Origin of the sequence: Solwaraspora sp. WMMB335 (genome assembly GCF_049179075.1) — a bacterium.
Lineage (GTDB): Bacteria > Actinomycetota > Actinomycetes > Mycobacteriales > Micromonosporaceae > Micromonospora_E.
This window is the reverse complement of sequence record NZ_JBMHMF010000001.1, coordinates 5552779-5567690: the sequence shown is the minus strand read 5'-3', so window position 1 is coordinate 5567690 and position 14912 is coordinate 5552779. Positions and strand designations below refer to the sequence as shown.

Below are 14912 nucleotides of genomic sequence, written 5' to 3'. Positions count from 1 at the left end.
GGGCCAGTCACCCGAGGGCTTCGGGGACGACCCGGGGGAACGCGCATGCACGATGAGCTGCAACGCATTGTCGACACGGTCGCGGCCCGGGTCGGCCGGCCGGCCCTGATCGAGGACCGCCGGCAGCGAGTGGTGGTCTACAGCGAGCACACCGGGGTGATGGACGACGTCCGGCGTACCTCGATCCTGCGCCGGCACACCACCCCCGAGGTCATCGCCTGGTTCCGCGAGGTGGGCATCATGAAGGCCCGCGAGCCGGTACGGACGCCGGCCTGTGCCGAGCTGGATCTGCTGCCCCGGGTCTGCGTCCCGATTCGGCACCAGGACCTGCTGCTCGGTTTCGTCTGGTTCATCGACGCGGACGCCACGATGGCCGACGCCGAGATCGCCGTCGCCGTCGCCGCGACCGCCGATCTGGCGCTGGCGCTGTACCGGGCCAACCTGCTCGGCGAACTCGCCTCACAACGGGAGGCGGAGGCCACCCGGACCCTGCTGTCGGATTCGGCACAGACCCGGGACCAGACGGTTCGCTCGTTGCTGTCCGACGGAGTGGTGGGCAGCGACGGCCAGAGCACCGCGCTGGTCGCCCAGCTGGTCCCGGCGAACGGGCAGATCCTCGACGAGGTGGCCCGGATCGCGCTGGAGCAGGCCCTGGTAGTCACCCGCCGCCGGGTCGGCAGCCGGGAGGCGTTGCACCTGGTTCGACATGATCACGGAGTGCTGCTGTTGCGCGACGCGCGGTTGAGTGGTCGGGACTCCCCGGAATCGGCCGCGACGCATCTGCGTGACGCGCTGCACAACGCCACCGCTGGACTCGCCTCGGTGCTGCGGGCCGTCGTCGGGGTCGGCCAACCACGTCCCCGGCTCGCCGACGCGGTCGGTTCCTACGCCGAGGCGCTCCAGTCGGCGCGGGTCGGGGTGCAACTACCGGCGCTCGGGCCGGTGGTCAGTTGGGCCAACCTGGGCATCTACCGGGTGCTGTCGCGGATGGACGGGCAGTATCTCGACATCGCCGGCGTACATCCGGGGCTGGAGCGGATGCTGCGCGACGACGCCCACCAGGTGCTGCTGGAAACCCTGGAGATCTACCTGGATCTGGCCGGCAACGCGCACGCCACCGCCGAGCAGCTGCGGCTGCACCGGACCACGCTGTACTACCGGCTGCAACGGGTGGAGCAACTGGCCGAAACCGACCTCAAGGACGGCAACGAACGGCTCTGCCTGCATCTGGCATTGAAGCTGAGCCGGCTCGCCGGGCCCGGCCGGTCGGCCGGCTGAGCCGCCCGGCGTCACGGCACGCCCAAGCCGTGGGCACAGGCCCTACCCCAAGCCGTACGTGGTGCGGGTCGCCGGACGTCGTTATCGTTACCTGGGTGAACTCGCGGGACGAGGTGCACCCGCGGCCCGCCGCCCGCAGCATCTGGATACCGCTGGCCGTCTTCGTCACCGCGGCCGTGGCGCTGTTCGCCGCTGGCGGTGACCGCCCGTCCGGCTCCGGTCGCCTGCCCGGTCTCGGCGACGACCTGCGACCCCGTTTCGCACCCGGACCAGCACGGATCCAGTGGCGAGGTTCCTACCTGTTGCAGCACGGTGTCCCGGTCGTCGTCGACGACCGGCTGAACCAGCCGCCTCGGGACGTGGTCGTCACCGGCCCGGCGGAGTCGGCCGGCGACCCGGTACCCGACTTCGTCGCCGCGTACGTGCAGGCCCGGCAGCGGGCCCCGGGCCGACCCTTCGGGGCCGGGATCTGGCAGGTACGCGCGCCGGCGGGGGTGATCGCCCGCTGGCGCGGACACGGTACGCCGAACCATGACGCCTGCGCGCTGTTGCTCAACACGGACGCCCGTGCCGCTGCGGCTGGGGAGCGCGATCTCGTCGAGGACGTGGAGGTCGACGACATCCTCTGCGGCGCCACCGCGCGGCACGCGATAGTCCGGATCGTGATCGTCGGCTCGAACTACCGGCATCTGACCACGGGCCTGACGATCTGGGAGCCCCGGCTGGCGCGGTGACGGCCGGCGCGCAGACGACGTACGCGATCAGCAGATGGTGCCGGTCGTCGGTGAGTAGTTCCGCCATGCCTCGACCTTGCCAGCCCGGTCGCCGCGCGGTACGGCATTGAACGCTTTGGTGCCCGGTTGCTGCGTCCAGTTCCACCGCCCGCCGCCCCACCAGTTCGACCAGACCGGGCCGACATTGAAGTAGTCGCAGGTGAACAGGTAGGGACGGGACAGACCCGAGGGGTGGTCGCGGATGTCGACCCCGCCGGCCGACGACGGCAGCTCCAGGCCCAGCCCGGGGCCGCCGTGGTTCGCCCACAGCCACTCGCCGTCATCGGTCATCGACAGCGCATGCACCTCGTAGCGGCCGGCGGCGAACACCCAGGGCATGGTCATCGCCTGCGACGACGCCGACCGTGCCGGTGACCGCCGAGTCGGGCGGGGTGCCGGAATCGTGCCAATGCCACTGGCCGCCGTCCCACCAGCAGCTCCCACCGCCGCCCGTCGGCGGTCCAAACGAAAGCGTACGGCCGCTGCCGCTCGCCCCGCCCGACTGCGCCGTCGGGCTACCCAGGCCGCTGACGAGCCATTTGCCGTCGGTCGGCGCGGCGACCGCGGTGCGTCGTACGCACCACATGACCCCAGTCGGGTCACTCACGGTGACCAGGGGGCTGGAGCCGGCCCGGGTAACACGGAATCTCCATCGCGAGTGGACTCTGGCACACCTCAAAAGCCAGGGATGACGTCAGTCTGGCTCCACTCGCCGCGGACATGACGATGGCTGGACGGAGGCAGCACGACGCAGTGCCCGAAATGGGCAGGAGGTGACATCACATTCGTGACCGTGCGTGATTACGCCGGCTCATCCACCGACGGTCAGCCGCCGTCCAGCCGGACACAACGGGCTGAGCGGCAGCAGGCAACGGGTAAGCCGGCAGCCGAGCACGGCGGCGGCATGGTGAATCCCGACCCGGGCCACGATCACCTTCCGATCTCGGCGCGGCGACCTGCCGTGAAGTATCCGTCAAGCCGACGCGCCGCTATCCTTTCCGCCGGGACCGCCGATGACAGCGTGGCATTCACGCCCCACGCCTGCCGCAGTGGCGCAATATGCTGACGGCATGGAGATCGCGCTGCACGTCACCCGGTTCAACCTGCCCGACGGCCCGGCCGCGCTGCCGGCCGCGCTCACCGCTGCGGCGGGCGCCGCCGAGCAGGCCGGGTTCAGCACGCTCACGCTGATGGACCACTGGTTCCAGATGGAGATGCCGGACACCGCCGCCACCGACCCGATGCTGGAGGGCTACACCACGCTGGGCTACCTAGCCGGCCAGACCCGACAAATGACCCTCGGCCTGCTCGTCACCGGGGTGACCTATCGGCACCCCGGGCTGCTGGCCAAGATCGTGGCCACCCTCGACGTCCTGTCCGGCGGCCGGGCGATGCTCGGCGTCGGCGCGGCCTGGTACGAACGCGAGCACAACGGGCTCGGCGTGCCCTTCCCACCGGTCGCGGACCGCTTCGAGCGGCTCGAGGAGACCGTGCAGATCTGCCGGCAGATGTGGGGCCCCGACAACGGGCCTTACACCGGCCGGCACTACCAACTCGCGGAGACGGTCTGCGTGCCCGCGCCGATCCAGCAGCCAGGACCGCCGATCCTGATCGGCGGCAGCGGCGAGAAGAAGACCCTGCGGCTGGTTGCCCGGTACGCGGACGCCTGCAACCTGTTCGCGTTCGAATTCGGGGAGGTCGAACGCAAGCTGGAGGTGCTCGCCCGGCACTGCGAGACCGAGGGACGGGACCCGTCCGAAATCCGCAGGACGATCCTCACGCTGAACGATCCGCTCGACGACCCCGATGCCTTCCTGGCGGCCATGGAGCAGTACGCCAAGCTCGGCGTGGGGCAGGTCTGGGTCACCCCGACCGTGCCCGACTCGGCGAGCTGGGTGGAGCAGGTCGGCGAACGGGTCGTACCCCGGCTGCGCGATCTCTGACCGCCGCCGGAGGGCGCGCGGGTGTTCAGGGCTGCCCGAGACTGCGGGTCTCGGGCAGCCCTGAACCGTCGACCGTCAGACGGTGCGTCGACCGTCAGACGGTGCGGGCCAGCCGGTCGGCGAGCAACTTCGCGAACCGGGCCGGATCGTCCAGCTCGCCGCCCTCGGCGAGCAGCGCGGTGCCGTAGAGCAGTTCGGCGGTCTCGGCCAGTGCCGGATCCTCGGCACGCGCCGTGTACGCCTCGCGCAGCCCGGTGACCAGCGGATGGGTCGGGTTGAGCTCCAGAATCCGCTTGATCTTCGGCCCGTCCTGACCCATCGCCCGGTACATCCGCTCCAGCGCCGGCGTCATGTCCCCGGCGTCGCCGACCAGGCAGGCCGGCGACGTGGTCAGCCGGGTGGACAGACGTACGTTCTTGACCTGCTCGTCGAGCGTCTTGCCCAGCCAGGCCAGCAGCGGGGCGTAGGACTCCTGCTGCTGCTCCCGCTCGGGGTCGGACTCTGCGGCATCGTCGTCGCCGTCCAGGTCGACCTGGCCCTTGGCGATCGAACGCAGTTTCTTGCCGTCGTAGTCGGTGACCGACTCGACCCACATCTCGTCGACCGGATCGGTGAGCAGCAGCACTTCGTACCCTTTGGCCTTGAACGCCTCCATGTGCGGCGAATTCTCGATCATCGACCGCGACTCACCGGTCATGTAGTAGATGTCCTCCTGACCGTCCTTCATCCGCTCGATGTACCCGGCGAGGGTGGTCAGCTGCTCTGCGTCCTGAGTGGAGGCGAACGATGAGATGTCCAGAATGGCGCGCTGGTTCTCGAAGTCGTTGAGCAGTCCTTCCTTGACCGCCCGACCGAGCTGGGTCCAGAAGGTACGGTAGCGCTCCGCGTCGGTGTCCAGCAGCTCTTTGAGCGAGGACAGCACCTTCTTGACGAGCCGTCGGCGCATCAGCTGAATCTGCCGGTCCTGCTGCAGGATCTCCCGGCTGATGTTCAGTGACAGGTCCTGCGCGTCGACGACGCCCTTGATGAAGCGGAGATACTCCGGCATCAGCGCTTCACAGTCGTCCATGATGAACACGCGCTTGACGTACAGCTGGACACCGCGCTTGGCATCGCGCATGAACAGGTCGTACGGGGCCTGAGCCGGGACGAACAGCAATGCCTCGTACTCGAAGGTGCCTTCGGCCTTCATGTGGATGATGTCGAGCGGGTCGTTCCAGTCGTGGCTGACGTGCTTGTAGAACTCTTTGTACTCGTCGTCGGTGACCTCGGAGCGGGGCCGCGCCCACAGCGCCTTCATCGAGTTGAGAGTGACGACCTCGAGGATGGTCTCCCCGTCGCCCTCCCCCGGGCGCTCGGTCTGCATCCGGATTGGCCAGGCGATGAAGTCCGAGTACCGCTTGACGATTTCCCGGATCTTCCACTCCTCGGTGTAGTCGAAGAGCTGATCCTCCTTGTCTTCCGGCTTCAGGTGCAGGGTGACGGTAGTGCCCTGCGGGGCGTCATCGATGGTTTCGATCGTGTAGGTGCCCTCGCCGGAGGACTCCCACCGGGTCGCCTCGGTCTCACCGGCCCGCCGGGTCAGCAGGGTGACCCGGTCGGCGACCATGAACGTGGCGTAGAAGCCGACCCCGAACTGCCCGATGAGTTCCTGGGACTCGGTTTCCTTGGACTCCTTGAGCTGGCGCAGCAGCTCGGCGGTACCGGACTTGGCGATCGTGCCGATCAGGCTGACCACCTCGTCGCGGGACATGCCGACGCCGTTGTCCCGTACCGACAGGGTCCGCTGCTCGCGGTCGACCTCGATCTCGAGATGCAGGTCCGAGATGTCGGCGTCGAGTTCTTTGTCGATCAGCGCCTGCAAGCGCAGTTTGTCCAGCGCGTCGGAGGCATTCGAGATCAACTCCCGCAGAAAGATGTCCTTGTTCGAGTAGATCGAGTGGACCATCAACTGCAGGAGCTGACGCGCCTCGGCCTGGAACTCACGCGTCTCAACCCCGGTACTCAACTGGGCTCCCTCCCTGGAGACGAACCTTGCCAACGAATCGTACGGCCATCCAGGCGTCCGATGCCGCAGCGCCCACGACGCGGTCTCACCGAAGGCGCCCGGGTGCCCACGGAAGCTAGCCTGACAGGCACCGCCAGCGATCAGGAGTCGAGATGGACGGCATCCGCCGCCGCCGTAGGGCGATCGCGCATGATCTGACCGTCTCGCTGGCAGCGGCGGCCATCGTGGCTGCCGCTACGAAGCTGCTCTCGATGATCGCGCCCGGCCTGCTCACCTGGCCGGTTCCGCGATGGCTGGTCGCCGCCGCACTGCCGGGCACCGCAGCGGCCTTCTTCCTCCTCGGTCGGCGACTCAACCGGCACCCCCCGCAGGCGTTCGTGGTGATCTCCGTACCCACCTGGTCCCGGTGGATCGCGGACCTCGTACGACAGCTGGCTGACACGCTCGGCAGCAACAACATCGATCTGGTACTCAAATACGTGCCGTACGACTACAGCGGACGCAATCAGCTGCGGAAGCTGGATTCGCTCCGGAAGACGAGATCGCACACGGTCGGCGGCTTCATCATCGCCGCCCAGCCGCAACACGTACTGCCGGAGCTGGTGGAGTTCTGTACGTCGACCGAATACCCGATCGTCTTTCTGGACGTCCTCCCCTTCGCCGACCGGCGCGACTATCCCGCTCGATCCGCCTTTGTCGGCTGCGATGCCAGGAAGATCGGCGAGCAGGCTGCCGAGTGGGTGGCCCGCGACCTGCGCCGACAGGCGGTCGTCGATCCGCATGTCCTGGTGATGACCGGGGACGCGCAGCACGGGCGGCATGAACGTTTCACCGAGGTGCTCTGGCGCCTGATCCCTGCGGTCACTATCGACGTCATCGAGTCGGGGCAGTTCACCCGGGACCGGGCGTACGAGTCGGCCACCTCTTATCTGCGGACACGCCGACGGCACGGCGCCGCCGTACACGCGGTCTTCTGTACCAACGACGAGATGGCTCTCGGCGTCCTCGACGCCGTGCAGGCACGGATCGCGGCTGGTGACGACCTTACCGAGCTGGCCGTCATCGGGGTCGACGGGATCGCCGAGGTCCGGGCCCTGATCAACGCCGACAACACCCAGCTGCGGGCGACGATCGTGCAGGACGCGAACCGGATCGCGCAGACCGGAGTCGACATCCTGTTGCGGATGCGTGGCGGCGCCCCGTCGCCTGGCCCGGTCCTGATCCCGACCGAACTCTATCCGGCGGGCTGACCGGACCCGGCGGGCTGACCGGACCCGGTGTCTCGTCCGGACTCGCCAGCCGGATACGCCGCGGTCTCCGACGCCGTCAGGACCGCCCACAGTCGCTGGCCCGGATGCAGCCCGAGATGGGCCGCGCCGGCGGCGGTCACGTCGGCTGCGGCGCGGACCGGCCCGGTCAGCTCGACCCGCAGCCGGTCGCCGTTGGGCGCGATCTCGGCGACCGTCACCGGCCAGGTGTTGCGCGGGCCGCCGTCGGGCCGGTCGCGCACCAGCGCCACCGCCGACGGTGGGAAGGCGACGAACACCTCGCCCCGCTGCGACCGCCCCGCCGTGAGAGTGAATCCGCCGGCCAGGGTCACGGTGTTGCCGTCGGCCCGTCCCCGGTAGAGGTTGAGCCCGACCAGCCGGGCGACGTAGTCGGTGCGGGGTCGGGTGGTGACCGTGGCCGCGTCGCCGGACTGCACCACCGCGCCGTCCTCGATGACCACCAGCCGGTCGGCAAGCACCATCGCGTCGAGCGGGTCGTGCGTGACGAGCAGGGCGACGCCGACGTGCGCGAGAAGGTGCTGGCGTAGGTGCGCGCGGGTCTCCAGCCGGGTGCGGGCGTCGAGCGCGGCGAGCGGTTCGTCCAGCAGCAGCAGATCGGGGCGTACGGCGAGCGCCCGCGCCAGGGCGACCCGCTGCGCCTGCCCGCCGGACAGTTCCCGGGGCCGACGCCGGGCGTACCCGCCGAGGCCGACCCGCTCCAGCCAACCGGCCGCCTCGTCGCGGGCCTGCCGGCGGGGCATCCCACGGCTGCGCGGCCCGAACGCGACGTTGTCGAGCGCGGTCAACCGCGGGAACAGCAGATAGTCCTGGAACACCACGCCGACCGGACGGCGCTGCGGCGGCACCAGCACCCGGCCGGCCGGGTCGTCGAGCAGCACGCCGCCGAGCCGTATCCACCCACCGTGCAGCGGTTGCAGCCCGGCCAGCGCCCGCAGCGCGGTCGTCTTACCCGCGCCGTTCGGACCGAGCAATGCCACCACCTCGCCAGGCCGGACAGCCAGCGCCAGATCGAGGGCGAATCCGCCGAGCCGCACCACGAGACGCGCGTCCAGTGCCCGCGCCACCGCACCCCAGGCCTCGGGCCCGGTCACCGTAGTCCACCCACCCACCGGTCGCGTAACCCGGCGAGGATGGCGACGGAGACGACGAGCAGCAGCAGGCTCAACACGATCGCCGCTTCGAGGTCCTGCTCCAGGGCGAGGTAGACGGCCGACGGCATGGTCTGGGTACGGCCGGGAAAGTTGCCGGCGAAAGTGATGGTGGCGCCGAACTCGCCGAGTGCCCGGGACCAGCACAGCACCGCACCGGCGGCGACGCCGGGACCGACCATCGGCAAGGTGACCCGGCGGAAGGTGGTCCACCGGCTGGCGCCGAGGGTGGCGGCCGCCTCCTCGTAGCGCGGATCGGCCGCCCGCAACGCGCCTTCCACCGCGATTATCAGAAACGGCATGGCGACGAACGCCTCGGCGACGACCACCGCGCCGGTGGTGAACGGCAGGGTGATGCCGAACGTGCTGTCCAGCCAGGCCCCGATCAGGCCGCGTCGGCCGTAGACGAGCAGCAGTGCGACGCCGCCGACCACCGGCGGCAGCACCAGCGGCACGGTGACCAGGGCCCGCACCATGCCCCGGCCCGGGAACCGGGTCCGGGCCAGCAGCCAGGCCAGCGGTACGCCGAGCAGCAGGCACAGCCCGGTGGCCGCGGTAGCGCTGAACAGCGACAGCCGCAGTGCGGCGAGGACGCCGGGCGCGGCGAGCCGGTCCGGCAGCTCGGCCCAGGGCGTACGCAGCAGCAGGCCGGCCAGCGGCAGCAGGAGAAAGGCGAGCCCGGCCAGTGCGGGCAGGGCGAGGAAGGCCGGCAGCCGCTCGCCGGGGCGACGCCGGCCGGCAGCCTCGGTCCGCAGCTGACCGGGTGGCTCGGTCACGGACTCTGGAATCCGGCCTCGGCCAGCACCGCCTGGCCGACGGCCGACCGGACGTACGCGACGAAGGCGCGGGCCACGGTCGGGTTCGCCGCCTGCGCGAGCGTGACGATCGGGTAGTCGTTGATCGCCTGGGCGGACTCGGGGAACTCGACCGCGTCGACTTCGTCGGCGGCGGCAGCGGTGTCGGTGCGGTAGACCAGCGCGGCGTCGACCTCACCGATGCGTACCTTGGCAAGCGCGGCGCGGACGTCGCGTTCGAGGGTGACCGGGACGAGATCGTTGCCGGCGGCGTCGAGGGCCGTGCGGGCGGCGGCACCGCAGGGCACCGCTTCGGCGCAGAGCGCGACCTTGACGCCGGGCGCGGTGAGGTCGGCCAGCCCGGTCACCCTGGCCGGGTTACCCTCCGGCACGGCGATGACCAGCTGGTTGCGGACGAAGACAACGGGTTCGTCCGCGGCGTCGCCGGCGGCTACGACGGTCGCCATGGTGGCCGGGTTGGCGGCGGCGAAGACGTCGGCCGGGGCGCCGGCGGTGATCTGCTGGGCGAGTTGCGAGCTGCCGGCGAAACTGAAGGTCACGGTCACGCCGGGATTCGCGGCTTCGAACTCGGCACCGATCTGGGTGAACGTGTCGGTGAGCGAGGCGGCGGCGAGCACGGTCAGCGTTGCGGTGACGCCCGACGCCGAGTCGTCCGGACCGCCGGGTGCCGGCCGGTCGCCGGAGCCACAGCCGGCAAGAAGCCCGACGGCGACGAGCCCGACAGCGGAGGTCCGCACCGGGTGCGGTACGGCGGGGGCACGGCGCATCAGTCGCTCCGTTCGACCACGACGTTGGTGGACTTGATGACGGCCGTGACGGTGGCGCCGACCCGCAACTCGAGTTCGTCGACCGCTTCCCGGCTCATCAGCGAGACGATCCGGAAGGGGCCGGCCTGGATGTCGACCTGTGCCATCACGGTGTCCCGGACGACGGCGGTGACGATGCCGCGCATCCGGTTGCGGGCCGACGAACGCCCGGCACCTTCGTCCGGGTCGTCGGCGAGCCCTCGGGCGAACGCGGCCAGGTCCGCACCGGCGATCGCCCGGTGGCCGTTGCCGTCGCGGGTGGCGGCGAGCTTGCCGCCGTCGACCCAGCGACGCACGGTGTCGACGCTGGCGCCGAGCAGCTCGGCGGCTTCCCCGATGCGGTACGTGTCGTCCCGGCGACTCGCCATGGACTCAGGTTAAGGCTCGCAGATACGAGAGTAAACCCCGCCTGAACCTTGGAAATACTAGGGCGCAAACGCCTTACGCAAGGTACGCAGGCAGTGGCCCAGGGCGTCGTAGCGGGCTACCGAGTTGTCGTTGACGTGCTGCCAACTCGCGTAGAGCAACGCCCAGAGCAACTGTTGGGCCCACAGCGGATCGACTTCGGAATCGATGCTGCCGTCGGCGTGCCCACGCTCGACCAGCCGTAGCAGCGTCCGGTCCGCCGACGTCTGTTCGCTCCACTCGGGCCGGCAGGCGATCTGGGGGTCGCTGAAAATCAGCGCGAGCGCGTCCCCGAGGGCGAAATACTCCTGGCACAGCCGGGCGAGGGCGACAACAGCCAGCCCTTCGTCCGTCCGGGCACGCTCGGTCGCCGTCGCGATCCGTTCCAGTACGTGTCGACTCAGGCCGTCGAGCAAATCGGTACGTTCGGGAAAGTAACGGTGCAGAGTGGTCCGCCCGACGCCGGCCTCGACGGCGATCTCGCCGAGGGCGGCGGCCGGGTCTCGGCAGAGCACGGTCACGGCCGCATCGAGGATCGCCCTGCGGGTCCGGGCCCGGGTTGCCGTCCGCGCCACGCCGACCGGTGCCCCTGTCATACCGGGAAAGTACCCGAGACTGCTCGACAAAAGAATCACGGTTGACCGTTGTGGAACACTAATGTTCCACTTCAAGGTATGACTGACCCGGTGAGCGGAACGACGCCAGCGGCGGAGCCACGGCTGGCGAGGCTACGGCTGCTCTGGTCGTTCGTCCGGCCGCACCGTCCGGCGCTGGCACTCGGACTCTTCCTCGCCCTGCTGGGCTCGGCCGGCAGCCTGGCCACCCCGATGGTCACCAAGTGGGTGCTCGACACGCTGAGTGGGTCCACTTCCCTCCTCGGCCCGGCCGTCGCCCTGCTGAGCCTGCTCGGGTTCGGCGTGATCATCTGGTGCTGGCAGTGGATCCTGCTCGGCACCGTCGGCGAGCGGGTGATCTTCGACGCCCGGGCGTCGATGGTCAACCGGCTGTTCCGAGCGACCGTTGCAGCGGTCAGCGGCCGACCGACCGGCGAGTACATCACCCGGGTGACCTCCGACACGGTGCTGCTGCGTCAGGCCGCCGCGTCCAGCATCGTCGGCCTGATCAACGGCGTGATCATGCTGGTCGGCACCCTCGCCCTGATGGCCGTGCTCGACCTGGTGCTGCTGGCCACCACGGTCGCCTCGGTCGTCGTGATGGCCGTACTGTTCAGTTTGCTGATGCCCGGTATCGCCAAGGCCCAGGAACGGGCCCAGGAACATGTCGGCCGGCTCGGCGCGACGCTGGAGGGGACGCTGCGGGCGATCCGTACGGTCAAGGTCAGCCGGGCCGAACGGCGTCAGTCCGGCCGGATCATCCGCGAAGCCCAGGAGTCGACCCGGCAGAGCATCCGGGCGATCCGCCGGCAGGCGTTCGCGTGGACGATCGCCTGGAGCGGCATCCAGTTCGCGATCATCCTGATTCTCGGCATCGGTGCCTGGCGGGTCAGCAGCGGTGCGCTCGCGGTGTCCAGCCTCATCGCCTTCCTGCTCTACGCCTTCGGCCTGATGGAGCCGGTCACCTCGCTCAGTCAGAATCTGACCGCCCTGCAGTCCGGCATCGCCGCGGCCGGACGGATCCGCCAGATCGAGACTCTGGCGGTGGAGACCGATCCGCCGGTCCGCGCCACCGCGGCCGTGAGTGACCCGCCGGCCCTGAGTGAACCGCCGGCGGCAAGCGGCACCACGACGCCGGACGCCGCCGGTCGGCCGGTGCTGGAGCTACGCGGAATCACCGCCGGCTACGGCCCGGGTCAACCGGTGGCGGTCCGCGACATCGACCTCGCCGTGCCTCGCCGCGGCCATCTGGCGATCGTCGGCCCGTCCGGTGCCGGCAAGACCACGCTGTTCTCACTCGTCCTGCGTTTTCTGAACCCGCAGGAGGGTGAGCTGTTCCTCGACGGGCACCCGTACTCGGCGCTCGGCTTCGACCAGGTACGGCGACGGCTGGCCTACGTGGAGCAGGACACGCCGGTGATCCCCGGCACAGTACGGGAGAACCTGCTCTTCACCCACCCCGACGCCACCGACGAGGAGATCGACCGGGCCCTGTACGCGGTCCGCCTCACCGACAAGATCGACAGCTTGGCGCACGGACTGGACACCGTGCTGACCCCGTCATCGATGTCCGGCGGGCAACGACAGCGCATCGCTCTCGCCCGGGCGATCCTGCGCCGTCCGGACATCCTGTTGCTCGACGAGGCCACCGCCCAGGTCGACGGCCTCACCGAGGCGGCCATCCACGACTGCATCCGGGACCAGGCCACGCACGGCGCGGTCGTCACCATCGCGCACCGGCTGTCCACCGTCATCGACGCCGACACGATCGTGGTCATGCAGGCCGGACAGGTACGGGCGCGCGGCGACCACCGGACCCTGCTGGCGACCGACGAGCTCTACCGCGACCTGGTAAAGGCGCTGCACATCGCCGAGGCCACCCCCGGGCGTTCCGGCGAGCTGGCGGCCAGCACCGCAGGCTGACCGGCTGGACCCGGCACCGGCCGGACCGTTTCGGCGGGCCCGGCCGGGGTACCGGTGCCAGCAGGGAGGCCCCAGATGGCTGATGATCGGCAGCGACGCACGGTCACGACCCTGCTCGACCGGCAGGGCCGCACGTTCAGCGCGGACGCCGGCATCACGCTGGCCGACAAGCCGGCCCCGCTGTACCAACTGCTGGTGCTGGCCACCTTGCTGAGTGCCCGGATCTCGGCGGAGATCGCCGTCGCCGGTGCCCGGGAGCTGTTCGTCGCCGGCTACCGCACACCGGCGGCAATGCGCTCGGCGAGCTGGCAGGACCGGGTAGACGCGCTGGGGCGTGGCCACTACCGGCGATACGACGAGCGCACCGCGAGCATGCTCGGCGACGGAGCCGAGCTGTGTCAGCAGCGCTGGGGCGGCGACCTGCGACAGCTGCCCGCCGAGGCGGGCGAGGATCCGGCTGAGCTGCGCCGACGGCTCACCGACTTCCCTGGTGTCGGCCCCACCGGCGCGGACATCTTCCTGCGCGAGGCACAGGCTGTCTGGCCAGGGCTACGGCCGTACCTGGACAAACGGGTGACCGCCGGGGCGCGCAAGCTCGACCTGCCCACCGCAGCCGACCAACTGGCCGCCCTGGTCAGTGGCAAGGACCTGCCGAGACTGGCTGCCGCGTTGGTGCGGGTTTCCATCAGCAGTCGCGCAGCCGACGAGGTCCGCGCCAGCGGGTGACGCGCGGTCGAGCGCGGTCGAGCGCGGTCCCCCTCCGCCGACCTGGCGGCCTGCCGAATCCGGCGGCTTCTGGTCAGCGCGCCGGTCGCGGTGTCACCGTTCTGTCGTTGATTGTCCGCGCACGCCTGGCCGGCGCGCCGCGGATCGGCGCGAGGATATCGCTGAGCAGGGCGGACATCGCCGCCGACGGCTCCAGCTGCAGCTCCCGCAGGACCAGATCCCGGTACGCGTAGAAGGCGTGCAGGGCCTCGTACACGTTGCCTTCGGCCAGATGGATCTGCACGATCAGCCGGTGCGGGGTCTCCCGCAACGGCTCGGCCCCCATCGCCTCCAGTGCGGCCTGCAGCGCCTCGTCGTGGTGCCCGGCGTCCAGAAAGCACCGGGCGATCTGCTCCAGCATGTGCAGCCGAAGCTGTCGTAACCGCTCCCGTTCCAGCAGTACCCAGTCGTCGTACCAGCCGGGCAGCAGGTCGTGCCGGGCGGCGGTGAGCACTTCGGTCGCCAATTGTGGATCACCGCCATCGCGGATCAGGGCCGCGGTTCGGACCAGATCGTCGACGTCCACCTGGACCAGCGGATCGAGCCCGACGGTGTCGCCAGCGGTGCGTACCGGGCAGTTCGGCTCCTGTCGCAGCCGCCACAGCCCGGTACGCAGCGAGGACAGCGCCCGGTCCTCGGCCGCGTCCGGCCACAGCAGGCCGGCCAGGTGCGTACGGGTGACCCCCGGCCGCAGTCCGATCAACGCGACGATGCGCTGCAGTCCGCGCGGAACCGCGATGGCGTCGTCCCGTTGCACCAGCCGGAATCCGCCGAGCAGCAGCAGTCGGACGGTCCCTGCCGGGTTGCCTGCCTGCGACGTCACGGCCGCACCCCCTGCACGCGTCAGTTACCGGTTGCCGTCTCCGCGTCGTGTCGCTGGTTACGAAGATTATCAATCATGATTACTCTCAGTCAATCGCGCAGTCGGGTATCCGATCTTTGCCGGTAACCGATCACAATCGCCCTGAGCTGCTTATTCACCCGAAAAGACCGGTCTGACCACCGCCACACAACACCCAATGACGATCACGGAGTGTGCTGCCACGCCGTCATCTAGGCGTCAACCGAAACCCGGCGGGCGACGACGTCCGGTGCACGCGGCGGTGACGGCGGCCCCGGCATGGTGACCCGCGACGGGCCCGCAT

General features: G+C 70.1%; 14 protein-coding genes. 6 read left to right on the top strand and 8 right to left on the bottom strand.

The genetic code is table 11. The features are described from left to right. The first annotated feature begins 45 nt into the window (after positions 1-45). Both ACN27F_RS24295 and ACN27F_RS24290 read left to right on the top strand, forming a co-directional pair. Positions 46-1278, top strand: coding sequence for a PucR family transcriptional regulator (locus ACN27F_RS24295; RefSeq protein ID WP_421437273.1), 1233 nt, complete (start codon positions 46-48; stop codon positions 1276-1278). A 95-nt stretch (positions 1279-1373) separates the two neighbouring features. Beyond that, complete coding sequence (locus tag ACN27F_RS24290) at positions 1374-2012, top strand: hypothetical protein (RefSeq protein ID WP_421437271.1); 639 nt, start codon at positions 1374-1376, stop codon at positions 2010-2012. Between the two features lie 27 nt (positions 2013-2039). On the opposite strand, the gene ACN27F_RS24285 is transcribed toward ACN27F_RS24290, so the two are convergent. Next, positions 2040-2390, bottom strand: a complete 351-nt coding sequence (locus ACN27F_RS24285) for a hypothetical protein (RefSeq protein WP_421437269.1) — start codon at positions 2388-2390, stop codon at positions 2040-2042. A 731-nt stretch (positions 2391-3121) separates the two neighbouring features. On the opposite strand from ACN27F_RS24285, the gene ACN27F_RS24280 reads away from it, so the two are divergent. Beyond that, entirely contained in the window at positions 3122-3994 is an 873-nt protein-coding gene (locus tag ACN27F_RS24280) for an LLM class F420-dependent oxidoreductase (protein ID WP_421437267.1), read from the top strand. Positions 3995-4088: 94 nt separating this feature from the next. Here ACN27F_RS24280 and htpG read toward each other — a convergent pair whose 3' ends face one another. Then, on the bottom strand, positions 4089-6002 hold the full coding sequence (gene htpG / locus ACN27F_RS24275; protein WP_421437265.1) for a molecular chaperone HtpG: 1914 nt from the start codon (positions 6000-6002) through the stop codon (positions 4089-4091). A gap of 152 nt (positions 6003-6154) precedes the next feature. Between htpG and ACN27F_RS24270 the strand changes: the two genes are divergently transcribed. Beyond that, positions 6155-7252 carry a sugar ABC transporter substrate-binding protein gene (locus tag ACN27F_RS24270; RefSeq protein ID WP_421437263.1) on the top strand — a complete coding sequence of 366 codons (1098 nt, stop codon included), beginning with the start codon at positions 6155-6157 and terminating at the stop codon, positions 7250-7252. Here the strand turns inward: ACN27F_RS24270 and ACN27F_RS24265 are convergent. From ACN27F_RS24265 to ACN27F_RS24245, 5 genes are read right to left on the bottom strand one after another with little or no spacing between them, the layout of a single operon-like run. Beyond that, entirely contained in the window at positions 7237-8382 is a 1146-nt protein-coding gene (locus ACN27F_RS24265; protein WP_421437262.1) for an ABC transporter ATP-binding protein, read from the bottom strand. The genes ACN27F_RS24270 and ACN27F_RS24265 overlap by 16 nt on opposite strands. Further along, complete coding sequence (locus ACN27F_RS24260; RefSeq protein WP_421440419.1) at positions 8379-9194, bottom strand: ABC transporter permease; 816 nt, start codon at positions 9192-9194, stop codon at positions 8379-8381. Before ACN27F_RS24260 ends, ACN27F_RS24265 begins: the two co-directional genes overlap by 4 nt. Positions 9195-9211: 17 nt before the next feature. Continuing rightward, positions 9212-10021, bottom strand: a complete 810-nt coding sequence (gene modA, locus ACN27F_RS24255; protein WP_421437260.1) for a molybdate ABC transporter substrate-binding protein — start codon at positions 10019-10021, stop codon at positions 9212-9214. After that, the gene (locus ACN27F_RS24250; RefSeq protein WP_421437258.1) at positions 10021-10428 is read right to left on the bottom strand and encodes a TOBE domain-containing protein; all 408 of its coding nucleotides are present in this window, start codon (positions 10426-10428) and stop codon (positions 10021-10023) included. Before ACN27F_RS24250 ends, modA begins: the two co-directional genes overlap by 1 nt. A 57-nt stretch (positions 10429-10485) precedes the next feature. Beyond that, a complete protein-coding gene (locus tag ACN27F_RS24245; RefSeq protein ID WP_421437257.1) occupies positions 10486-11061 on the bottom strand; it encodes a TetR/AcrR family transcriptional regulator in 576 nt (191 codons plus the stop codon). A gap of 78 nt (positions 11062-11139) precedes the next feature. Between ACN27F_RS24245 and ACN27F_RS24240 the strand changes: the two genes are divergently transcribed. Both ACN27F_RS24240 and ACN27F_RS24235 read left to right on the top strand, forming a co-directional pair. Then, a complete protein-coding gene (locus ACN27F_RS24240) occupies positions 11140-13002 on the top strand; it encodes an ABC transporter ATP-binding protein (RefSeq protein ID WP_421437255.1) in 1863 nt (620 codons plus the stop codon). Between the two features lie 75 nt (positions 13003-13077). After that, a complete protein-coding gene (locus tag ACN27F_RS24235) occupies positions 13078-13728 on the top strand; it encodes a hypothetical protein (protein ID WP_421437253.1) in 651 nt (216 codons plus the stop codon). A 73-nt stretch (positions 13729-13801) separates the two neighbouring features. Here ACN27F_RS24235 and ACN27F_RS24230 read toward each other — a convergent pair whose 3' ends face one another. Continuing rightward, positions 13802-14590, bottom strand: coding sequence for an AfsR/SARP family transcriptional regulator (locus tag ACN27F_RS24230; RefSeq protein WP_421437252.1), 789 nt, complete (start codon positions 14588-14590; stop codon positions 13802-13804). Between the last annotated feature and the right edge of the window lie 322 nt (positions 14591-14912).